The organism is Seonamhaeicola sp. ABD4_175 (assembly GCF_056160885.1).
The window spans coordinates 563,082-586,738 of sequence record NZ_JBSWYC010000001.1 but is presented as its reverse complement, the minus strand read 5'-3'; the positions used below and the strand labels follow the sequence as shown (position 1 = coordinate 586,738).

Sequence of the window (23,657 nt, the reverse complement as noted above, 5' to 3'; positions counted from 1 at the left end):
ATAAAAAAAATAAAAACTAAAGGCAGAACAACATTGTTCTGCTTTTGTTATTTGCTATGAAATTTAAAAGACTTATTTTTTATTTCGCAATTTTAATATCAATCTTCTCATACAGTCAGCAGGAGAACTTGACTTTGGAGGATTTTATGATTTTTGCCAGAAATTCAGTAGAAGCTAAAAAATTTGAAAAGACTAAGATCATTAATGAGAAGGAGTACTCTTTATATTATAAAGATTTTTTGCCAGATGTGTCTTTAACTTTTACATTACCTTCTTATAACCGCTCAATTTCTGAGGTGCTTCAACCCAATGGGAATTTTGCATTTAGAGAATCTAACAATGCAAATTCTAGAGTAAATTTATCTGTCTCACAAAAGCTGCCCTTTACAGGGGGAGAGATTACGATAGTAAATTCTTTAAATCGACTTGATCTTTTTGGTGATAATGGAAATTCAACGTCGTATTCAGCATCTTGGTTTGGAATCAATATATCTCAACCACTTAATTTTTTTAATTCAATGAAGTGGGATCAAAAGATTCAAGAGGCACAGAAAAGACTAAATGAAATAAATTACAAAAAGGATGAGATAGGTTTAAAGAAAAAAGCAATAAATCTTTATTTTGAACTATGGAATATTAAAAATGAAATTAATGTTACAAAGAGAAAGCTAGATGTTTCTGAAAAATATAAAGATGTGGTCACAAAGTTGATAAAAAATGGAAGGGCTTTGGGGTTTGATTCAATTGATGTAGAATTAAAGCTATTAGATGCACAAGGTAGAATGAAGTTTTTAATTAAGAGTGAAGCTCTATTGATGACTAGCATAAGTAACTATTTTAATATGGAGAAGTTAAATAATAATTTTTCTCTTGATAGCCCAATATTTGATTTCAAGCTAAAAGAATTAGATTTTTATATTAATAAATATGAAGAAATCTATCCAATTATAGAGGAAAATAGACTACTTGGTTTGCAAAAAAACATCAAGCAATTAGAAAAGAATAGATTATACTCGGGAGATTTGTCGTTGGGTATTGGTTTTAATAATACATCAGATAATTATGATAATATTTTTCAAGACCCTAATCAGAGTCAAAATTTTTCAATATCGTTAAATATACCGTTACTTGATTTTGGTAAGAAGAAAATTGAATTAGAAATAAGCAAGATACAATATGAAATAGCTGAATCTAGTTTAAAACAAGAAAAATTTTCTACTATTGAAAGAGTAAGTTTCCTTTATGAAGAGATTAAGGAATTAATTTCTAGTTTAAAAATTGAGGAATCAAGGGTGAATCTGCTAGAAATTAAATTAAAAAGAATGGAAGCTTTATTGTATTCACAAAAGGTGTTGCTAAAAGATTATTCCGAGACAGAAGAAGTTTTATTTACATCTATTGCTAATAGAGTGAATATTATTGGAAACATATACAATAAAATTATGGAACTAGAAGAAGTATTGCTTTTACAAATATTATAATACTATTTAAGAGGCACACGATTGAATGTGTTTAGTCCAAGAAAACTTTTCTATTGGCATGTTTGTTGTTTAAAAAAAGGTAGTAGATGAAATTAATTAAATATTTGATATGAAAATTAGATGTAATTTGTATGTGCATTTAGCTTTTACGAGCTTATGGATTAATATTTGTTTTTCTCAAATAATGCTTAGAGCCGATATAAATATAAGTCCTAACGCCAAAATATCTATAAAAGAAAATATCAGTGATTTTTCAAGTATAGATACTTTACTACTACATAAATTTATGCCATTAGGCAAAAATAATGAAGAGGAATTTATAGGAAAAGAATATATATATAGGAATACCTATGCCCAATACAAGAATTCAGATGGGAAAATAACATATTTTGTTAACCCACCAAAAGTTCATTATAATAATTACTTTTTATCTGATTCTATTTTTTTTATTTCTGAGAACTACCTCGCCCAAAATAAGAGAATTTTTAATTCTAAAAAGCGATATGTTTTAAATATAAAACTTCCATCTCAATTTGAACTTGTTTACCCTAGTAAAGAAGATTTAAATAAAAGTTTTTATTTAGCTCCTCCAATTATAGCAGGTAGCTTTGATGAGTATAAACATTACTCAAGCCATATATTTACTAGAAAGGGGGTTAAGGTAAAAGAAAAGCGATTAAATGATATAGCTAAGATTATAAATGATGCTTGTGATTATTTTAGTGATATTTTTTCTGATCAAAAAGAAAAACCAAATATATTTTTTTTGCCTTTTGATAGTAACCTGCTAGGTAAAAATATTGATAACTTAATAGTCTTAAATGAACGTTTTTTGACAGAAGAATGGTTAAATAAAAAAACTTTAATTCACGAAACTTTACATTTATGGTGGGGAGATAATTCTGTAAGGTTTGAAAATCCTGTTATTATGGAGGCTATTACAGAATTTCTTACATTAAGGTATTTATTAAGAATAGGAGAAGTGGATTATCTTAATTTTCTTTTGAAAAAAAAGAAAGAGAGGATTAAAGCCATAAAAAAATATGATTTAAGGTTTAGTAAAATAGAAAACAAGAAACAATACCATACATATTCTTATGATTTGTTACCATCTTTATTATGGTCAAATAATTTAGATAATAAGATGTTTGATATATTGGTGAACTTTCACAAGAATAGGTCAAATTCTTTTGTTTCATATAGTATGGGACAAGAATTAATGAACAGTATGAATATAAAGATCATAAGTAAATAATCTCTTAGGATTTATCAAGGTAGACCAAAAGACTCTAGCTGTCTCAACTAAAGATCTAAAAAAATTACAGAGAAGTTTGTCAAGAACGAAAATGCAAACGCAATGGTTTCTTAGTTTAAATCTTAGATCAAAGTTTTTATACAATTGAACACTCCTTATCTAGCAAATCAGGAATCATTCTAAACAAGGTGAGTTTAAATTCGTAAGCCCCGAAAACTATGATCATTTCTTTGAACATTTAAGAAATGGCAAACTGATTCAGGGCTTATTCACAAGTAATTTGGATCAATGAGGAGTATGAGTTCTGGTAAAATATTTGTATATAATAAAAAACTAGCTATAAATATCTTATTAAAATATATAAGATTATGGATAGTTTAAGGTTTAGCCAAAAATGGGAATAGACTTTATGGCTTCTTTTTTATGAGCGATTTTTTTACCTTATAAATGTCTGTTTTTTAGACATTTAACTTATGTTAATAAAATAAAAAACTCATAACCCGAAGGTCACTGGTTCGAGTCCAGTTCCCGCTACTAGCAAAGCCTTCAACTTATGTTGAAGGCTTTTTTTGTTTTACAAATTCCATGTTTTTATAAATATTGATAGAATTTAAAACATTATCAAACTAAAACAGTATTTTTAGCACTACCACAAATATCTGTTTTAAAATATGAGTAACATACATACTTCGGCAAGCGCTAAAACTAATTACACATTACCAATTGTTATTATAGCAAGTTTGTTTTTTATTTTCGGATTTGTAACCTGGATTAACGGTGCGTTAATTCCTTTTATGAAAACCATCAATGAACTTACTGAAGCGCAATCGTATTTAGTAGCATCAGCATCGTATATTTCATTTGTTGTTATGGCGCTACCTGCTTCATCTGTGATAACAAAGCTAGGATACAAAAAAAGTATGTCTTTGGGTTTAATAGTTATGGGGCTTGGTGCTTTAGTGTTTATTCCAGCGGCAAATGCCCGAACGTATTGGTTGTTTTTAACCGGTATTTTTATTCAAGGTGCCGGTATGACGTTGCTGCAAACAGCTTCAAATCCTTATATAACTATTTTAGGACCTATTGAAAGCGGAGCTAAACGTATTGCCATTATGGGAATTGCAAACAAAATTGCTGGTGCATTGGGGTCGGTAATATTTGGAGCTATTCTATTATCAGGTATTGATGATGTAAAAGAAAAATTAGCCATAGTTGACGTTTCAGAAAAAGAAACCTTACTAAGTACAATGGCCGATAGTGTTATAACACCATATATTATTATGGCAGTGGTGTTATTTCTATTAGGCGGTTTAATTTTAAAAGCACCGTTACCGAATGTTGAAAATACCTCTTCGGGAGAAGCTAGTACTGAAAAAACAACCAAAACAAGTATATTTCAGTTTCCTAACCTATGGTTTGGGGTGTTAGCTTTGTTTGTGTATGTTGGTGTTGAAGTAATTGCTGGCGATACCATAATTTCATACGGCATTGCATTAAATATTCCCGCTGAAGAAGCTAAATACTTTACGTTATTTACATTAATGGCCATGGTAGCAACCTATGCTTTGGGTGTAATTTTAATTCCTAAGTATGTAAGCCAATCTTTAGCGCTTAGAGCAAGTGCTATTTTAGGTGTAATTTTATCGGTTTGTATTGTATTTACAACAGGGTTTCCATCGGTACTTTTGGTAGCGGCTTTGGGTATAGCAAATGCATTGGTTTGGCCTGCGGTATGGCCTTTAGCTTTAAATGGTTTAGGTAAGTTTACAAAAACAGCATCGGCTTTATTAATTATGGCAATTTCTGGTGGGGCTATCATTCCTCCATTGTATGGTGCCATTGTAGATAGTAGAAAAGAAACATTAGTAACAAGTGGTTTAGGTGAAGCAAATGCAGCTATAGAAGCCGCTAATAATGGTTACTGGATTTTACTACCGTGTTATTTTATAATTTTATTTTACGCTTTCTGGGGTTATAAAATTGGTGTTTCAGAAAAAAACTAATTGCGTTTTTTATTAGAAGAAGCTCTAACAACTAATTCAGCATCTAAAATTTGCTTATTTAAAGTTTGTGTAATAGTGTCTTTTTTAGCGTGTTCTAAAAATGTTAAAGCAGCACGCCTTCCTATGTCTTCACTATGTTGGTTAATACTTGAAATAGTTGGTGTAACCATGGCGGTAAAAGGTTCATTACCAAAACCAACAAGCGCTATGTCTTCAGGAACTTTTATGCTTTGTTCGTTTAGCACCTGTAAAGCCCCTAAAGCAGCATAATCGCCTGCTACATAAACGGCATCAGGCCGGTTTTTTAAGTTTAATATTTGTTGCATTTTAGCTCTACCGTCTTTAATAGTTAAGCTACTTTCAATGAGTAATTCATTTTCTAAAGGTAAATTATGCTTTTTTATAGCATCAATATAACCTTTAATACGGTTATTATAAATTCGGGTGTGTTTAAAACCGCCAATATGGGCAATACGTTTACAACCTTGCTGTACTAAATGTTCAACAATCATATGGCTGCTTTCATAATCATTAATACCAATGTAATCTACATTCAAATCGTTTTCACCACGGTCAAATAAAATAAGGGGTATGCCTTTAGATTTTACTTTCTCGTAATAGTCTAAATCTACCGTTTCATTCGCCATAGAAGCAATAATACCATCTACTTGGGTAAATAACAAAGTGTCAATATTATCACACTCTTTTTTATATGATTCGTTAGATTGGGTAATAATAACATTATAGCCTTCTTTATTTAAAACTTCTTCAATATTTTGAATAACCGATGAGAAAAAGTTACTATTAGTTCTTGGTACAATTAAGCCCACCAAATTGCTTTTACCTTTACGTAAGGCACTGGCCAAATGGTTAGGTTGGTAATTTAAGTTTTTAGCAACTTGTCTAACCGCTTTTTTGGTTTTATCACTTATTCGGGAATCATTGTGCAACGCCTTAGATACCGCTGCTGGTGAGATGTTAAGCACGTTGGCAATATCTTTTATAGTCGCTTTTTTTTTGTTTCCCAATTTTTTATATATTTGCTTAATCGTTTAAGCAAATATATTGCTTTAGTAAGAAAAATCAAAACAACTTAATCTTTTTAATACGTTTTGATTTATTTTTAAAATACTGCTTAAACGTTTAAGCAAAAAACTAATTTATTAAATAAGAATTTACAATGAGTAAAGTAGTCACGTTTGGAGAAATCATGTTAAGATTAGCTCCTCAAGGATTTTTAAGATTTTCACAAGCAAATAATTTTGATGTTATTTACGGTGGTGGTGAGTCTAACGTAGCAGTTTCATTAGCAAACTATGGTGTAGATGTTGATTTTGTTACACGTTTACCAAAAAATGATATTGGTGAGTGTGCCATGATGGAAATGCGTAAAAGAGGCGTTGGAGTAGATAAAATTGTTTGGGGTGGAGACCGCTTAGGTATTTACTTTTTAGAAACTGGTGCGGTATCTCGTGGTAGTAAAGTGGTATACGATAGAGCACACTCTGCAATGGCTGAAATTGAATCTGGAATGATAGATTGGGATGCTGTTTTTGAAGGTGTTGAGTGGTTCCACTGGACAGGTATTACACCTGCAATTTCTCAAGGTTCTGCTGATGTTTGTTTAGAAGCTGTTAAAGCAGCTAGCGCTAAAGGTATTACTATTTCAACAGATTTAAATTACCGTGCTAAACTTTGGAAATATTGTGATGCTGCTCACAGAGAAGCTGTCATGACAGAGTTAACTTCATATTGTGATATTGTTTTAGGTAATGAAGAAGATGCTGAAATGCACTTTGGTATTAAGCCAGAAGGTATCAGCGTTCAAACTGAAGGACACAATGTAAAAGCTGAAGCATTTTTATCAGTTTGTCAACAAATGATGGAAAAATTCCCAAGAGCTAAAAAAGTTATCACAACATTAAGAGGCTCTATTTCTGCATCGCACAACACTTGGGCTGGAGTTTTATATGATGGTAAAACATTATTTGAAACACGCCAATACCAAATTACTGATATTGTTGATAGAGTAGGTGGTGGAGATTCATTTATGGGTGGTTTAATCTACGGATTATTAAAATACCCAGAAGATGACCAAAACGCACTAGATTTTGCTGTAGCTGCCTCTTGTTTAAAACACACAATTAAAGGTGATGCTAACTTAGTAACAGTATCTGAAGTAGAAAAATTAATGGGTGGTGACGCTTCAGGGCGTGTTGCTAGATAAATCCCCTCTTTAATTCTCCCCAAAGGGGAGATGTAGAGTGTAATTTACATTTAAAATAACTAAAGTTTAACTTAAAAATATAAAGTCCTTCCCTTTGGGAAGGATTTAAGATGGGAATATGGCACAATTTACAAGATTAGAAGTTGCTCAGGCAATGAAAGAAACAGGAATGATTCCTTTGTTTTTTAACAACGATATAGAATTAAGTAAAAAAGTATTAAAAGCATGTTATGATGGTGGTGCTCGTTTAATGGAGTTTACTGCACGCGGTGATTTTGCTCACGAAGTTTTTGGTGAATTAACTAAATATGCTGTAGCTGAATTACCGGGTATGATTATGGGTGTTGGTTCTGTAACCGATGCAGGACAAGCATCTCTTTACATGTCTTTAGGTGCAAACTTTGTAGTAACACCTGTTTTAAGAGAAGATATAGCTATTGCTTGTAACCGTAAAAAAGTACTTTGGTCTCCAGGTTGTGGTACACTAACCGAAATTACTAGAGCTGAAGAATTAGGTTGCGAAATAGTAAAATTATTCCCGGGTGATATTTACGGTCCGCAGTTTGTAAAAGGTATTAAAGGTCCGCAACCATGGACAAGCATTATGCCAACAGGAGGTGTGTCGCCAACCGAAGAAAACTTAAAAGGATGGTTTGATGCCGGCGTAACATGCGTTGGTATGGGGTCTAAATTAATTTCAAAAGAAATTATAGCAAACAAAGATTACGCTAAATTAGAGCAAGACGTAAAAAATGCGTTAGCAATAGTTAAAGCTGTTAGAAAATAAAAACCATATTTTTTATAACAAAGAGCGCCTCAATTTATTGGGGCGCTTTTCTTTTTATTCTGAACATAAATTCGTTAATTCGCATCTATTAAAACAATAAATAAATTATATACAATGAAAATAGGAAAAATTTTTAGCGTTTTTGCCGTAGCTTTATTAGTGGTGTCTTGTAACCAAAATGGCGCGCAAAACAAGCCATTAAACACAGCTGCAGATTCTTTAAGTTATGCCATTGGTATGGATGTAGCAAGAAATGTATCTGCTACATTTGATGAAGAGTTTGATCATGATTTATTTTACCAAGGCTACAAAAATGTTGTTGATTCTGCCGATGTTAAAATTGATAAAAACCTAGTACAAGGTATCATTCAAACGTACATGCAGAAAAAACAACAAGAAATGGCTGAAAAACAACAAGCTGAGGCAGCTAAAAAAGCTGAAGAGAAATTTGGAGAATTAAAAGCTGCTGGCGAAAAATTAATGGCTGAAAATATTTCTAAAGAAGGTGTACAAACTACTGAGAGTGGTTTACAATACATTGTTTTAGAAGAAGGTGATGGTGAAAAACCAACAGCTTCAGATAGAGTTAAAGTACACTACCACGGTACATTATTTGACGGTACTGTGTTTGATAGCTCTGTTGATAGAGGTGAGCCAACAACATTTGGTGTTGGGCAAGTAATTAAAGGATGGACAGAAGGTTTACAATTAATGCCTGTAGGTTCAAAATACAAATTCTTTATCCCTCAAGATTTAGCTTACGGTCACCAACAACGTGGGCAACACATTAAGCCTTTTACACCTTTAGTATTTGAGGTTGAATTATTAGAAATAGTTAAGTAATAACACATTACTTTTAGCAATATTAAAAAGCAGGAAGCACAGTCTTCCTGCTTTTTGCTTTAAATAAATTGTTTAAAACAGCCGTAAGGTTGTAACTTTGCATAACATTTTAAAAAGAATATATGGCGCATAAAGCAGGTTTTGTAAATATTATAGGTAATCCAAACGTGGGTAAATCTACCCTAATGAATGCTTTTATAGGCGAAAAACTTTCCATTATAACCTCTAAAGCGCAAACTACGCGTCATAGAATTTTGGGTATAGTAAATGGCGAAGATTTTCAAGTGGTTTTAAGTGATACACCAGGTATTATTAAACCAGCGTATGAGTTACAAGAATCTATGATGGATTTTGTAAAATCAGCTTTTGAAGATGCCGATGTTTTAATTTACATGGTTGAAATTGGTGAACAAGCCTTAAAAGACGAAGCATTTTTTAATAAAATTACCAATTCAAAAATACCTGTTTTATTATTACTTAATAAAATAGATACTTCAGATCAAACACAACTAGAAACTCAAGTGCAATTATGGGCAGAAAAAGTGCCAAACGCTGAGATTTATCCAATTTCAGCACTTGAAGGTTTTAATGTAAAAGAAGTGTTTTTTAGAATAGTTGAACTTTTACCAGAATCTCCACCATTTTACCCCAAAGATCAATTAACAGATAAGCCAGAACGTTTTTTTATAAATGAAAGTATACGCGAAAAAATTCTGTTGCACTACAAAAAAGAAATACCATACGCCGTTGAGGTAGAAACCGAAGAATTTCACGAAGAAGAAAATATCATCAGAATTCGTTCTGTTATAATGGTTGAGCGAGACACTCAAAAAGGCATCATCATAGGTCACAAAGGAAGCGCGTTAAAACGAGTAGGAACCGAGGCTAGAAAAGATTTAGAAAAATTCTTCGGCAAGCAAATTCATATAGAACTTTACGTAAAAGTGAACAAAAATTGGCGCTCAAACCAAAACCAGCTGAAACGTTTTGGTTACAATCAACGCTAAAAGCTAACGCAACTTTTAAAGTTACATAACATTCTCTTTAACAAGTAGTTTCATATTTGTTGATTAATTAATCAACTTAAAAAAAATGAAACTTAAAAACGTATTAAAATTATTTAGTGTAGCATTAGTATCTTGCTTTATGTTAACTGCATGTGCCGAAGATGGTATTGATGGGCAAGACGGTGTTGATGGTGTAAACGGACAAGACGGTGCTGATGGGCAAGATGGACAAGACGGCGCTGATGGAATGGATGGAATGGATTTTACCTATTTCTCAACCGCAGCAAAAGTGGCTTTAGGTGATGGTATAACTGAAATTTCGGCATACGATGCCAATACACAAACTATTTTTTCTACAAATTCTGAAGCTAAAGAAGTAGAGGTTATTGATATTTCTGATGTAAATAATCCTGAAATAAAAACCGCTATTGATGTAACTCTATACGGAGGTAATGTTAATTCTGTAGCAAGTAAAAATGGTTATTTAGCTATTGCTGTTGAGGCAGAAAATAAACAAGCTGATGGTAGTGTAGTTATTTTTAAAACCGATGATTTAACAACACCTTATGCTAACATTACTGCAGGTGCATTGCCAGATATGGTTACTTTTACACCAGATGGTAAATATATATTATCAGCTAACGAAGGTGAACCAAATGATGACTATACTGTAGACCCAAAAGGTTCGGTTACTTTAATTGATGTTGAAGCAAAAACAGCAAGCCAAATAAATTTTGATGCTTTTAATAGCGAAGAAGCTACGCTTGAAGCTAGTGGTTTTAGGGTATTTGGTCCGGGTGCAGATTTAAGTACAGATGTTGAGCCTGAATACATTACCGTATCTTCAGACTCTAAAACAGCTTTCATAGCACTACAAGAAAATAATGGTATTGCAAAATTAGATATTGACACTAAAACAATTACAGATATATATCCGTTAGGAACAAAAGATTATAATGAATTTGCTTTCGATTTAAGTGATAAAGACGATATTGTAGGAAACCTAAACTATTGGCCTGTATTAAGCTTTTACCAACCAGATGCTATTGATTATTTTGAAATTAATGGTATGGGCTATATTATTACCGCTAATGAAGGCGATTCAAGAGATTACGACGGATACTCTGAAGAAGATAGAGTAAAAGATTTAACTTTAGATCCAGCAGCATTTTCAGGTGCAGCAACATTACAATTAGAAGAAAATTTAGGACGTTTAAAAATTACAACAGCTAACGGTGATACAGATAACGATGGTGATATAGATCAAATTTACGGATACGGTGCGCGCTCTTTTTCTATTTGGAGCACAACAGGTGCTTTGTTATTTGATTCTGGCAATGAATTTACTTTAAAAGGACTTTACAGTTTTGGTAATTACCAAGAAGGAAGATCTGATGATAAAGGCTCTGAGCCAGAGGCAGTAACCACTTTTGTTGAGGGTGCAAATACATACGCAGCTATTGGTTTAGAAAGAAGTGGTGATGTTTTAATTTATAACATTACAGATATTTACAATCCGCAATTTATGCAACGTTTACGTAACACATCACCAGAAGGTTTATTAGTAATTGATGCAGCAAATAGCCCTAACGGAAAAACATTACTGGTAGTTTCTAATGAGTTTCCAGATGATGCTACATTAAACATCTATTCAAAATAAAACTAAAACATTTAGTTTGCTAAAAATAAAGAGCTGTTTAAAAGATAATATACTTTTAAGCAGCTCTTTTTGTATTTTAAAGTATTCGTAATTTTAGGTGTAATAAGTCTAGTAGAATGTATATTAAATAAAAATACCAGTTATTAATTATATATTTTTTAAAATCTAATGGTAAGTTGTTATTAGCGTAACAATTAGTTAAAATGTAACTGGCATATTTGCTTCATCAAAGTTTGTTAAACTTTTGAGTTAGTTAGTTTAGTTATAAAAAGCCTTAATTTTGCCCTAAATTAAGGCTTTTCTTCTTATAAAAACTAAATTTTTAGTAGCTACTAAGTACGTTCAAAATATAAAGTAATATTAAACTTCACTAATATTTGGCGCTCCAACATTTTGGTTTAATATTTCTTTCATGAAATTATTAAGCATATGCATTTCTTTTTTGCTAGATGTTTTACCAATACTACCTGCAAAATATAAAGTAAACCAAATTAGTGTCATTAAAATCATAACACTAATTTGTATGCTATAATTGGTGTTTAGTTTCCAGTTGCTGTAAGCCCAAATACCAAAACCAATAAATAGCGTAGCAACAATAAAGTGTAAAAACATAAAAAGCGTCCACACAGTAGGGTTAGGGCCAAATAAGCCATATAATAAACTTGTGTTATTATCTATTTCATCAATTTCTAAATGTAACTGTGGTGTAAAAAACTGCTGTTCTTTTTTAGGGAATTTTATAAAAACATGATTCTCAATACGGTTAACAATAAAAGTGTTTTGTTTGTTTTTAACGGTTTCAAAAGCCTTTAAAACAACTTGGTTATTAACATTTAATTTTAGTTTAAACCTAGGTCTTAAGGCTATATTTTTGTTAGTTGGCATCATGTTAGTTTTGTATCATTTAAAATAGTAAAATTTATTAATTAAAAGCAAACCTCTTAATAGTTTTAAAAAACAGTAACTAATGGCAGTATATTTTCTATTTTTGCAAAATATTTAAGGAGCATAATAACGCTAACCTTTTAATTTTATGAGTAGTATAGTAGCAATAGTAGGAAGACCAAATGTAGGTAAATCAACGTTTTTTAATCGTTTAATTCAAAGGCGAGAAGCCATTGTAGATTCTGTAAGTGGTGTAACAAGAGATCGCCATTATGGTAAATGTGATTGGAACGGGCGCGAGTTTTCTTTAATTGATACAGGAGGTTACGTTATTGGAAGTGATGATGTTTTTGAAGCCGAAATAGATAAACAAGTTGAGTTAGCTATTGATGAAGCCGATGCCATAATTTTTATGGTTGATGTTGAAACAGGTATAACTGGTATGGATGAAGACGTTGCTAAGTTATTACGAAAAGTACAAAAACCTGTATTTTTAGTAGTGAACAAAGTTGATAATTCAAAGCGAAGTGAAGATGCCGTAGAGTTTTATGCACTTGGTTTAGGCGAATATTTTACCATTGCAAGTATTAACGGCTCTGGAACCGGCGAACTTTTAGATGCTTTAGTTGAAGCTTTACCAGAAAAAGAAGAAGTGGTTGAAGAAAACTTACCACGTTTTGCTGTAGTTGGTCGCCCTAATGCTGGTAAATCGTCATTTATAAATGCGTTAATTGGTGAAGATAGATATATTGTAACCGATATTGCTGGCACCACACGCGATGCTATTGACACTAAATATAACCGTTTTGGTTTTGAATTTAATTTAGTTGATACGGCAGGTATTAGAAGAAAATCTAAAGTTAAAGAAGATTTAGAATTTTATTCTGTAATGCGAAGTGTTAGAGCTATTGAACATGCCGATGTGTGTTTGTTGGTTTTAGATGCTAACCGCGGATTTGACGGACAAGTGCAAAATATTTTCTGGTTAGCCGAACGTAACCGAAAAGGTATTGTTATTCTAGTTAATAAATGGGATTTGGTTGAAAAAGATCATAAATCTGTTAAGGAATATGAAAAAGCCATTCGAAAACAAATTGAACCGTTTACAGATGTACCTATTGTGTTTATTTCTGCACTTACAAAACAACGTATTTATAAAGCAATAGAAACAGCTGTTGAGGTTTATAAAAACCGCAGTAAACGTATTAAAACAAGCGAGCTTAATGAAGTGTTTTTACCTTTAATAGAGCATTACCCACCGCCAGCATATAAAGGCAAATTTGTTAAAATAAAATACATTATGCAGTTGCCAACACCACAACCACAGTTTGCGTTTTTCTGTAATTTGCCACAATATGTAAAAGACCCTTACAAACGTTTTCTTGAAAATAAACTACGCGAAAATTTTGGCTTTACAGGTGTGCCAATTAGCGTTTACATGCGTAAGAAGTAGTTTTGTAAATATTGAAGTTTAGGGTTGGTGTAACTTTAAATGGTTTACCAACCTCCAGAAGCTCCGCCACCGCCAAAGCTACCGCCACCAAAGCCGCCGCCAAAACCACCTCCAGAAGACCAGCCACCGCCGCTAGAGCTACCCCAGCCGCTGCCACCAGATGAACCACGGTAACTACCACGCCCCATGTTGCTTAAAATAATAGCATCTAAAATACTGGTACCATCAGTTCGGTTACCACGGTTGCCACCGCCACCACGTCGGTTTTTTGAAATAGAAATTAAAATAATAAAAAATATAAAAAGGAGCATAACAATTAATCCAACAGGGAAATCATTGGTTTGTTTTCTGGTGCCTTTATATTCGCCATTTAAAACTTCAAAAATAGCATCGGCTCCACGGTTTAAACCGCCAAAGTAATTGTTTTGTTTAAAGTAAGGTATTATGTCGCGCTCAATAATACGTTTTGATAAAGCATCGGTTAGCAAATATTCAATACCATGACCCGTATTTATTCCAATACGCCTATCATCTTTAGCTAATAAAATAAGAATACCGTTGTCTTTTTCTTCACTGCCACCAATACCCCATTTTTGGCCCCATTTGGCTCCTAAATAATTTATGTTTTCACCTTTAGTAGAACTAATAATGGCCACCACAATTTGCGTAGATGTAGTATCAGAATATTTAATAAGCTTGTTTTCTAATATTTTTTTTTGTGAAGGTTCTAATAAGTTTACATAATCGTAAACACTTGTTTGAAATTTAGGTGTTTCAGGAATATCAAATTGAGCAAACCCAACTGATGTAGTAAAAAGTAAAAATAATGGTAATAGATTTTTAAACACAGTTAATAATTGGGTGTCTTTTTTTTTAAGTAAAGAGAAAGAAACTGAATACTGCATGCCGTAATTTTATCCTTTTGAAATGTCGTTTGAAAGCTCGTTGGTATCCTCTTTTGTGTACGGAAAATAATGTTTTAACGCATTACCGGCTTTGGTAATACCATCAACTAAGCCTTGTTTAAAATTACCTTTTTTGAATTGCTGTTGAATACTGTTTTTTGTGCTATCCCAAAAATTAGGTTCAACCAAATTATTAATACCTTTATCACCATAAATAGCGAAGGTTTTATCTTCTACAGCTACATAAATTATAACACCGTTTTGTGCTTTAGTGTTTTCCATTTTTAGCATGTAAAACACTTCTAAAGCTCTTTTAGAGGCGTTACCATTGCAAGTTTTTTCAATGTGTACGCGTATTTCTCCAGAGGTGTTTAACTCGGCCAACCTAATGGCTTCAATAATTTCTTGCTCTTCAGTTGCAGAAAGAAAATCTTCTATTTTAGACATAATAAAGCAATGATTTCTTAGGTTTTATTGGAAATCAAATTTAACTTCGGGAGCTTTTTCGGCGCCAGCTTCAGCTTCAAAATACGCTTTTTTATCAAATCCCATAATACCGGCAATTAAGTTGTTAGGGAAAGAACGTATGGTTTTATTGTATGGTTTTACAGCTTCATTAAACCTGTCTCTAACCACATTTATTCTGTTTTCAGTACCTTCTATTTGAGATTGTAATTCAAGAAAATTCTGGTTTGCTTTTAATTCTGGATAGCGCTCAACGGTTACTAATAGACTTTTTAATGCGCCTGTTAAGCCTCCTTGAACTTCATTAAATTTAGCTAATTGTTCTGGTGTAATATTTGATGGGTCTATGCTTACAGAAGTAGCTTTAGCTCTTGCATTAATAACGGCTTCTAGAGCGCCTCTTTCGTAATCTGCAGCTCCTTTTACGGTATTAACTAAATTATCAATTAAATCTGCACGTCTTTGGTATGCGCTTTCAACTTTACCCCAAGCTTCATTGATGTTTTCATCTAGACTAACCAAGGCGTTGTATTTATTCATAGCAAAAAGGCCAAATAAAACAATAATTACAACAGGTAAAATCCATTTTTTCATAATAAAATTAATTTATAGGTTAATGTTTGTAAATGTATGACACAATATTGGTTAAAATGTTACTTAATTATAAAAAATGAATGAAAATTTTGTAGAAATATTTCAAAGATGTTCTTTTATTTTAAGTAGTTGCTCTTTAATGTCTTCAAGCTTATTTATAATTTCAAAGTTGCTTAAGGCTTCTTTTTTTTCTTCTTTTAAATGAATTTTTGCGCCTTCTAAAGTAAACCCACGTTCTTTTACTAAATGATATATAAACTTAAGGTTTTTTATATCTTCGGGAGTGAATTTGCGGTTGCCTTTTGCATTTTTTTTTGGTTTTAAAATGTCAAATTCTTTTTCCCAAAAGCGTATTAATGATGTGTTTACACCAAAGGCTTTTGCAACTTCGCCTATGCCGTAATAACGTTTGTTGGGTAAATTAATATGCATTAGTCTAGTGATTGGTTTTCCATTGAAGCATGTTCAAGCATTTCGCTAAACTCCTCGGCAGTTAAACTTCCATAGTAAAAATTAATAGGGTTTATATTTACGCCGTCTTTTCTAATTTCATAGTGTAAATGTGGTGCTTGAGATCTTCCTGTGCTACCAACAAAACCAATTAAATCACCGCGTTTTACTTTTTGGTTTTTGCGTACGTTGTATTTGTATAAATGCGCGTAAAGGCTAATGTAGCCAAACCCATGATCTATTCTTATATGTTTACCGTAACCACTAGAGCCAGAGTCTGCACGTACTACAACACCATCTCCACTGGCATAAATAGGGGTGCCTCTAGGTGCTGTAAAATCCATACCTTTATGCATTTTTCTAACTTTAGTAAAAGGGTCTGTACGCATACCGTAACCAGAAGCCATACGTGTTAAATCTTCATTGCTAACAGGTTGTATGGCAGGAATTGCAGCTAATAATTTTTCTTTTTCTTCGGCAAGCAACGCAACTTCGTCTAAAGATTTTGATTGTACAACAATTTGTTTTTGTAAAATATCTAAACGTTTTGTGGTTTCCATAATAAGTTTAGAGTTATCAAAACCCGCTAAGTTTTTATAACGGTTTATACCACCAAAACCTGCCTTTCGTTGTTCATCGGGTATAGGGTTTGCTTCAAAATAAACGCGGTAAAGGTTGTTGTCTCTATCGGCAACATTGGCTAAAACCGCTTCGGCTTCATCCATTTTTTTATTTAAAATTTCAAACTGAAATTGCATATTTTGTAATTCGCGTTTTAAGGCCTTCTCTTTAGGAGATTCAATGTATTGTCCTGCAATAAAAACAAAGCCAAAAGCAAATAAGCAAGCAGCTAGTAAAAACAAAAAAACGTACTTAAATGTAGTTCTTTTTTTACGCTCAATTTTTCTGTATGAAAGTGATTCTGAATCGTAGTAATATTTTACCTTACTCATTACGTTATTTATTCTATTTTTGCATGAGATTATCTAAACCTAATTAGCTTAAAATTTTAAAGCTAACGTGCCAAACTTGTAATTATTGTATTTAATGTTTGGTACTAATTTTAAAGCTAAACAGGTACGCTAACACCAAACAAAAATAAAATTTGGTGAGTAAAGATAAAAATTGTTTTACAATTTAAATAATTTAACTAAAAAAGAGCAAATCTGCATTCATGAAGTCACAAGAAATTAGAGCTACGTTTTTAAATTTTTTTAAAGATAAACAACATGCCATTGTACCATCTGCACCTATGGTGTTAAAAGATGACCCTACGCTAATGTTTGTTAATTCTGGTATGGCGCCTTTTAAAGAATTCTTTTTAGGCAATGCTGAACCAAAAAGTAGTAGAATTGCAGATTCTCAAAAATGCTTACGTGTTTCTGGCAAACATAATGATTTAGAAGAAGTAGGGTATGACACTTACCACCACACCCTTTTTGAAATGCTTGGAAACTGGAGTTTTGGTGATTATTTTAAAGAAGAAGCCATAGCTTGGGCTTGGGAACTTTTAACCGAAGTGTTTAAAATAGATAAAGATATTTTATACGTTACTGTTTTTGAAGGTGATGAAGGTGATAAACTACCAATGGACACTGAGGCTTATAATTTATGGAAAAAGCACATATCTGAAAACCGTATTTTAAAAGGAAATAAAAAAGATAATTTCTGGGAAATGGGAGATCAAGGTCCGTGTGGGCCATGTAGCGAAATTCATGTAGATATACGTTCGGCAGAAGAAAAAGCCAAAGTAGATGGTAAAGATTTAGTAAACATGGATCATCCGCAGGTGGTTGAAATATGGAACCTTGTATTTATGCAATACAACCGTAAAGCCAACGGCTCATTAGAACCATTACCAAATAAACACATTGATACCGGTATGGGTTTTGAACGCCTATGCATGGTATTGCAAAATGTACAAAGTAATTATGATACCGATGTTTTTACACCTTTAATTAGAGAGGTTGAAACCATTACAGGTAAAAATTATAGTAAAGATGAGAAAGTTGATGTAGCCATTCGTGTAATTTCAGATCACGTGCGTGCTGTAGCTTTTTCAATAGCCGATGGTCAATTACCAAGCAACAATGGTGCAGGCTATGTAATTAGGCGTATTTTACGCAGAGCAGTACGCTACGGCTTTACATTTTTAGATAAAAAAGAACCTTTTATTTACAGGTTGGTTGATGTGTTAAGTGAAAAAATGGGAAGCGCTTTCCCAGAATTAAAACAACAAAAACAATTAATTCAAAATGTTATAAAGGAAGAAGAACAATCGTTTTTAAGAACTTTAGAGCAAGGTTTAATTCTGTTAAATAGAATTGTTGAAGAAACTAAAGGCAATACTGTTTCAGGCGAAAAGGCTTTTGAATTATATGATACATACGGTTTTCCAATAGATTTAACATCGTTAATTTTAGGTGAAAAGGGTTATGGTTTAGATGAAGCAGGCTTTAATAAAGAACTTCAAAAACAAAAAGACAGATCGCGTGCGGCAAGCGAAATGAGTACTGATGATTGGACGGTTATAGTTAATGATGCCGACCAAGAATTTATTGGTTATGATGCCCTAGAAGTCAACGTTAAAATTACTAGATACAGAAAAGTAACCTCTAAAAAAGACGGTGATATGTATCAATTAGTATTCAATTTAACACCATTTTACGCTGAAGGTGGTGGGCAAGTTGGTGATAAAGGTTATTTAGAAGATGTAAATGGTGATGTGGTTTATATTTTAGATACTAAAAAAGAAAACAACGTAATTATTCATTTTACCAAAAATTTACCTAAAAATATTGAAGCATCGTTTAAAGCGGTTGTAGATGCTAAACAGCGTTATCGTACAGAGTGTAACCATACAGCAACGCATTTGTTACACCAAGCGCTACGCGAAGTTTTAGGAACACACGTTGAGCAAAAAGGTAGTGCCGTACACTCAAAATACTTACGTTTTGATTTTTCACACTTTTCAAAATTAACAACCGATGAATTGCGCGATGTAGAAAATTTTGTAAACGCTAGAATAGACGGCAAATTACCTTTAGAAGAAAAACGAAATATTCCTATGGATGAAGCTGTTGCCGAAGGTGCTATGGCATTATTTGGCGAAAAATATGGCGATACCGTAAGAGCCATTCGTTTTGGGCAATCTATTGAGCTTTGTGGTGGTACACACGTAAAAAACACAGCCGATATTTGGCATTTTAAAATAACATCAGAAAGCGCAGTTGCTGCCGGTATTAGAAGAATTGAAGCTATTACTAATGATGCGGTTAAAGATTTCTATCAAGAAAATAACCGTGCGTTTTTTGAAATGAAAGATTTACTTAACAATGCTAAAGAACCTGTTAAGGCACTTCAAAACTTACAAGACGAAAATAGCGCTTTAAAAAAGCAAATTGAAGCTTTACTTAAAGACAAAGCTAAAAATTTAAAAGGTGAGTTAAAAAATGAGCTGGTTGCTGTAAATGGTATTCAGTTTTTAGCCAAAAAGGTAGATTTGGATGCTGCAGGCATAAAAGATATAGCCTTTAATTTGGGCGGAGAACACAATAATTTATTTCTTTTATTAGCTGCCGAACAAAATGGTAAAGCATTGTTATCTTGCTATATATCAAAAGAATTGGTTGCAAGTCATAATTTAAATGCAGGACAGGTAGTACGAGAATTAGGTAAGCACATTCAAGGCGGCGGCGGCGGGCAACCTTTTTTTGCAACCGCAGGCGGTAAAAACCCTAGCGGAATTGAAGTGGCTTTAAAAGAAGCAGAGGCCTTTATAAAATAGGCTTTATTTTATTCTAAGTATTTTGTTAAATGTTTTTATTTCGCATTTGTAAAATTTAATAAATCTATTTTTTAATGTGATATAAGTTTTATTTGTTTTCATAATAAATGTTTTATGGTTATTAGACAGTAAAACATAAAAAGTGTTACATTGATGTGATTAAAAATGAACTTACAAACAAACATACCATTACTTAAACAAAATGAAAATTTAATAAATTACGAGTCTAATATCCTATTATTAGGCTCGTGTTTTGTTGAAAATATTGGTGAAAAGTTATCTTATTTTAAGTTTAAAAATAATGTTAATCCGTTTGGTATTCTATTTCAGCCTAAAGCTATAGAAACACTTATTAAACGCGCATTAAACAATTTACTTTACACAGAAAAAGATGTGTTTTTTAATAATGAACAGTGGCATTGTTTTGATGCGCATTCAAAACTAAGCAATACTTCAAAAGCTAGTTTGTTAGAAAATTTAAACGCTCAATTACAATTAACAGCACATCAAATAACAAATTCTTCGCACATTATAATAACCTTAGGAACTGCTTGGGTTTATAGCGCTATTAAAAATGATAATATTGTGGCAAACTGCCATAAAGTTCCACAGAGAAATTTTAATAAAATATTACTTCCGGTAGAAGATATTGTGGCATCACTACAAAATATAATAGCGCTTATAAAAACTGTTAATGCTGGGGCGTCGGTTATTTTTACGGTGTCTCCAATTAGGCATGTAAAAGATGGTTTTGTTGAAAACACACGTAGTAAAGCACATTTAATTTCGGCCATTCATCAGGTTATTAATACACAATTATTAACTGAAAAACATGAACTACACTACTTTGCTTCTTATGAAATAATGATGGATGAGTTGCGTGATTATCGTTTTTATGCTGAAGATATGATTCACCCAAACCAAACAGCCGTAAATTATATTTGGGAAAAGTTTAAGCATGTATGGCTTTCAGAAAACGCATTGAAAACAATGGATGATGTTGATACTATTCAAAAAGGACTAAGGCATAAACCCTTCAATCCAAATTCTGAAGCACACCAAAAATTTCTTCAAAAATTGGAAAATAAAAAACAGGCCTTGAGTAAAACCTTTCCGCACATTTCTTTTTAAAACAAAATTTTAAATTATACGTAATAAATCAAAATATACGTAATTCATCGTATTGATTTCGTTTGTGAATTGTTGCAGTTTTGTGATGCTATTAATCATAAAAAAACAACAAAATGAAACATTTCAAAAATCAATTCTTATCAGTAGTTATTATTTTATCAATGCTATTTGTGTCATGCTCATCATCTGATGATTCTGATGGCGATGTAAAAGCATCATCAGGTATTTTAGTGGCAGAAGTAGATGGTACTTCGTATAAATCATTCGAAATTTCTTCTTCAGCAACTATTTCAAACGTAAGTTCAACAGCAAAAAGTTTAATAATTATTGCAACAAACAGTGATGGTAACGCTTTTTCTATGACTGTTTTTGGGTATGAAGGCGCGGGCACATACGATTTTACAGGTGCTAATTTAGCCATAACAAATGTGGCAAGTTACACTGAAACCGATGTAAATATAAATAACCCTTCAGCCTCAACAACCGAAATTTGGCAAGCACCCTATGACGATACTAAAGTAGGTTCTATTACCATTACCGAAGAAACCGATACCAAAATTAAAGGCACATTTAGCTTTACATGTAAAAACGTAAACGGCGATAACTCTATAAAAAATATTACAGAAGGTTCTTTTGATTTAAAAAAACAAGTACTGTAATAAGCTAATTAACATAAACCAAAATTCAACAATGAGAACATTACAAATTTTAGTTTTCCTATTAGCAAGTACGCTAATGTTAAACGCACAAAAAGCAGAAACACCAGAAAATAGCTATGATTTAGGTGCCAATATTAACCAAATGACTTTAACAGTTGCAGGTACTTTAGTTGTTGCAACTAATGATGGTTTGGTAGGCATAAAACCAGATACCAATAAGTTACTTTTCAATTTTACAGATTACGGCAGAGTAAAACCTGAAGAATTAAATTTTGTCCCCATGTCTCCGTACGTAATGGTGGGGCAAACAGGGTTTGCAAACTTATCGGCAAAAAAAGCGGTAATAGATCATATTTCTGGTAAAGTTTTGTTTACTACAGAATCTAAAGGTTGGAAAAACGTTTTTACTTGCGATGTTATTATGCCACAAAACAAATTGGTAGTAAGCGGCTTTCAAAAAGGAGGCGGAAAGGCTGAAAATGTAACGCCTAAAGTAGGTGTTTACGATTTGGCTACGGGTAATTTAGATTATGAATTCTTTTTAATAAAACCAGGAAAAGTATCTATGAAATACTTTGCTGTTACCGGTACGCCAATGCTTTTAAAAGATAAATTACTGGTGCCAACATCACAAGGTATTATAGCAAAATCTAAAACTGGCGAAACACTTTGGGAAAACAAAGTAAAAAATGTTAACTGGATGACTGCTAATGAAACCGAAACCGATATTTATGCGTTTGCAGCAACAACAAACGGAAAAAACACACGAATTTATAAGCTTAATGGAAGTGGTAATGAGGTTTGGACTGAAGAGCGCAAAGTAAAAGGAAACGTTACCAATTTTGAAATGCTACCCCAAGGTTTAGCTGTGGTTAGTGATGTTACTGGCGGTAGTGGTGCTTTAGGCGCAAAAGCAGAATCTAAAATAACCATGTTTAGTGCCGCAACTGGAGATGATTTGTGGGAAAAAGCACCAAAAACAAAAGGCTACGTGCAGCATTTTTATGTGCAAGATGATGGTATTTTGTTTGGTATATATGAAGGCGGTATCAATAAAATTTCATTTGATGGCAATACCTTGTTTAAAAAACCATTAAAAACTGGTGAAAACATTATGGTAATGGCCCAAACACCTCAAGGTTTAATTTATATTACCAGTGAAGATGCTAATATAGTAGATTTAAAAACAGGTGAACAGGTTTGGAGCAAGCCTTTAAAATATAAACGAGCTACTTCGGTTGCCTCTACTTTTGATGCTAAAAACAACCGTTATTTAATTGCAGCCGATGGTAAAATTATGGCTATTGATGCTAATTCTGGTAGCGTAAGTGATTTTGCTAAATGTAATTTTGATGAAAAGGAAGATCCAAATACCATGCAAATTAGAGATGGGGGCGTGTTCTTATCATCAGACCAAAATATGACTTTAATAAATTTTGATGGTAAAGAAAATTATCATGCCTATTACAAATCACCAGGCAGAAGCACATTTGGTAAAATTGCAGGAGGTGTTTTAGCGGTAGCATCTACGGCAATGGCTGCCGGTATGAGTATGAAAGCTGGGGCTAACCGTAGTGCTTTTGGTAGTGTAAACGATTTAGATAGCTATAATGAAACAGGCAAAGAAGCAAAACGAGCTGCCGATATGTTTGCAGGTATTGCAAGTGCCTCTTTTGATTATTTATCAACCAGATTTAAAGCAACAGCTGCTACTGAAAACGCTCAATTTATATTAACAAATTTAGATGGTGGTGCTGGTCTTGTTAAAGTAAATAAAGATTCAGGTAAAATTGATAAGGAAATTATGCTAAAAGATAAAAAACCAGAATATGAAGTAGATGAACTAGGCGGTTATTTGTTTTACAAAGCCAATGATAAAACAATATATTCTTACAATCTTAATAAGTAAATCTTGTTGTTGAGATTTGTACTGATTAGGCGTGGTAAATTATTTTATTGCGCTTAATCTTTTTTAATAACTTTTAGTCGATATTTTACCTTTTTAGAAAACTTATATTGTAGATTTAAAATGCTATTAATCAGTTCATATCAAAAGCATCAATTG

The 23,657-nt window shown here is 32.5% G+C and carries 20 protein-coding genes; 13 read left to right on the top strand and 7 right to left on the bottom strand.

Annotated elements, in window-relative coordinates; all coding sequences use genetic code 11:
• Nucleotides 1–56: 56 nt before the first annotated feature.
• From ACXAG4_RS02355 to ACXAG4_RS02345, 3 genes are all read left to right on the top strand, one after another.
• Complete coding sequence (locus ACXAG4_RS02355; RefSeq protein WP_475294469.1) at nt 57–1,481, top strand: TolC family protein; 1,425 nt, start codon at nt 57–59, stop codon at nt 1,479–1,481.
• Between the two features lie 184 nt (nt 1,482–1,665).
• Nucleotides 1,666–2,736, top strand: coding sequence for a hypothetical protein (locus ACXAG4_RS02350; RefSeq protein ID WP_475294468.1), 1,071 nt, complete (start codon nt 1,666–1,668; stop codon nt 2,734–2,736).
• 671 nt (nt 2,737–3,407) lie between these two features.
• Nucleotides 3,408–4,739, top strand: coding sequence for a sugar MFS transporter (locus ACXAG4_RS02345; RefSeq protein ID WP_475294467.1), 1,332 nt, complete (start codon nt 3,408–3,410; stop codon nt 4,737–4,739).
• On the opposite strand, the gene ACXAG4_RS02340 is transcribed toward ACXAG4_RS02345, so the two are convergent.
• On the bottom strand, nt 4,736–5,767 hold the full coding sequence (locus ACXAG4_RS02340; RefSeq protein ID WP_475294466.1) for a LacI family DNA-binding transcriptional regulator: 1,032 nt from the start codon (nt 5,765–5,767) through the stop codon (nt 4,736–4,738). The genes ACXAG4_RS02345 and ACXAG4_RS02340 overlap by 4 nt on opposite strands.
• A 152-nt stretch (nt 5,768–5,919) precedes the next feature.
• On the opposite strand from ACXAG4_RS02340, the gene ACXAG4_RS02335 reads away from it, so the two are divergent.
• From ACXAG4_RS02335 to ACXAG4_RS02315, 5 genes are all read left to right on the top strand, one after another.
• A complete protein-coding gene (locus tag ACXAG4_RS02335) occupies nt 5,920–6,966 on the top strand; it encodes a PfkB family carbohydrate kinase (protein ID WP_475294465.1) in 1,047 nt (348 codons plus the stop codon).
• A 118-nt stretch (nt 6,967–7,084) separates the two neighbouring features.
• Nucleotides 7,085–7,753 (top strand): bifunctional 4-hydroxy-2-oxoglutarate aldolase/2-dehydro-3-deoxy-phosphogluconate aldolase, encoded by a 669-nt coding sequence (locus ACXAG4_RS02330; protein WP_475294464.1) that lies wholly within the window; start codon nt 7,085–7,087, stop codon nt 7,751–7,753.
• Between the two features lie 114 nt (nt 7,754–7,867).
• On the top strand, nt 7,868–8,596 hold the full coding sequence (locus ACXAG4_RS02325; RefSeq protein WP_475294463.1) for an FKBP-type peptidyl-prolyl cis-trans isomerase: 729 nt from the start codon (nt 7,868–7,870) through the stop codon (nt 8,594–8,596).
• A 122-nt stretch (nt 8,597–8,718) separates the two neighbouring features.
• A complete protein-coding gene (gene era / locus ACXAG4_RS02320; protein ID WP_475294462.1) occupies nt 8,719–9,603 on the top strand; it encodes a GTPase Era in 885 nt (294 codons plus the stop codon).
• 85 nt (nt 9,604–9,688) lie between these two features.
• Nucleotides 9,689–11,263, top strand: a complete 1,575-nt coding sequence (locus ACXAG4_RS02315) for a choice-of-anchor I family protein (protein ID WP_475294461.1) — start codon at nt 9,689–9,691, stop codon at nt 11,261–11,263.
• A gap of 360 nt (nt 11,264–11,623) precedes the next feature.
• Here the strand turns inward: ACXAG4_RS02315 and ACXAG4_RS02310 are convergent, their stop codons facing one another.
• On the bottom strand, nt 11,624–12,151 hold the full coding sequence (locus ACXAG4_RS02310; RefSeq protein WP_475294460.1) for a GTP-binding protein: 528 nt from the start codon (nt 12,149–12,151) through the stop codon (nt 11,624–11,626).
• A gap of 145 nt (nt 12,152–12,296) precedes the next feature.
• On the opposite strand from ACXAG4_RS02310, the gene der reads away from it, so the two are divergent.
• Nucleotides 12,297–13,601: a ribosome biogenesis GTPase Der gene (der, locus tag ACXAG4_RS02305; RefSeq protein ID WP_475294459.1), complete on the top strand. Its 1,305-nt coding sequence runs from the start codon at nt 12,297–12,299 to the stop codon at nt 13,599–13,601.
• Between the two features lie 44 nt (nt 13,602–13,645).
• Here the strand turns inward: der and ACXAG4_RS02300 are convergent, their stop codons facing one another.
• The 5 genes from ACXAG4_RS02300 to ACXAG4_RS02280 form a co-directional block, all read right to left on the bottom strand.
• The gene (locus tag ACXAG4_RS02300) at nt 13,646–14,506 is read right to left on the bottom strand and encodes a TPM domain-containing protein (protein ID WP_475294458.1); all 861 of its coding nucleotides are present in this window, start codon (nt 14,504–14,506) and stop codon (nt 13,646–13,648) included.
• Between the two features lie 9 nt (nt 14,507–14,515).
• Nucleotides 14,516–14,953 (bottom strand): TPM domain-containing protein, encoded by a 438-nt coding sequence (locus ACXAG4_RS02295; RefSeq protein ID WP_475294457.1) that lies wholly within the window; start codon nt 14,951–14,953, stop codon nt 14,516–14,518.
• A gap of 24 nt (nt 14,954–14,977) precedes the next feature.
• Nucleotides 14,978–15,565 carry a LemA family protein gene (locus ACXAG4_RS02290; protein ID WP_475294456.1) on the bottom strand — a complete coding sequence of 196 codons (588 nt, stop codon included), beginning with the start codon at nt 15,563–15,565 and terminating at the stop codon, nt 14,978–14,980.
• A gap of 102 nt (nt 15,566–15,667) precedes the next feature.
• The gene (locus tag ACXAG4_RS02285) at nt 15,668–15,997 is read right to left on the bottom strand and encodes a MerR family transcriptional regulator (protein WP_475294455.1); all 330 of its coding nucleotides are present in this window, start codon (nt 15,995–15,997) and stop codon (nt 15,668–15,670) included.
• Nucleotides 15,997–16,968 carry a M23 family metallopeptidase gene (locus ACXAG4_RS02280; RefSeq protein ID WP_475294454.1) on the bottom strand — a complete coding sequence of 324 codons (972 nt, stop codon included), beginning with the start codon at nt 16,966–16,968 and terminating at the stop codon, nt 15,997–15,999. Before ACXAG4_RS02280 ends, ACXAG4_RS02285 begins: the two co-directional genes overlap by 1 nt.
• A gap of 221 nt (nt 16,969–17,189) precedes the next feature.
• Between ACXAG4_RS02280 and alaS the strand changes: the two genes are divergently transcribed.
• The 4 genes from alaS (at nt 17,190) to ACXAG4_RS02260 (ending at nt 23,501) form a co-directional block, all read left to right on the top strand.
• Nucleotides 17,190–19,802 (top strand): alanine--tRNA ligase, encoded by a 2,613-nt coding sequence (gene alaS, locus ACXAG4_RS02275; protein WP_475294453.1) that lies wholly within the window; start codon nt 17,190–17,192, stop codon nt 19,800–19,802.
• A gap of 165 nt (nt 19,803–19,967) precedes the next feature.
• The gene (locus ACXAG4_RS02270) at nt 19,968–20,933 is read left to right on the top strand and encodes a GSCFA domain-containing protein (RefSeq protein ID WP_475294452.1); all 966 of its coding nucleotides are present in this window, start codon (nt 19,968–19,970) and stop codon (nt 20,931–20,933) included.
• A 113-nt stretch (nt 20,934–21,046) separates the two neighbouring features.
• Complete coding sequence (locus tag ACXAG4_RS02265) at nt 21,047–21,592, top strand: DUF6252 domain-containing protein (RefSeq protein ID WP_475294451.1); 546 nt, start codon at nt 21,047–21,049, stop codon at nt 21,590–21,592.
• Nucleotides 21,593–21,623: 31 nt separating this feature from the next.
• Nucleotides 21,624–23,501 carry an outer membrane protein assembly factor BamB family protein gene (locus tag ACXAG4_RS02260; RefSeq protein WP_475294450.1) on the top strand — a complete coding sequence of 626 codons (1,878 nt, stop codon included), beginning with the start codon at nt 21,624–21,626 and terminating at the stop codon, nt 23,499–23,501.
• The last annotated feature ends 156 nt before the right edge of the window (nt 23,502–23,657 follow it).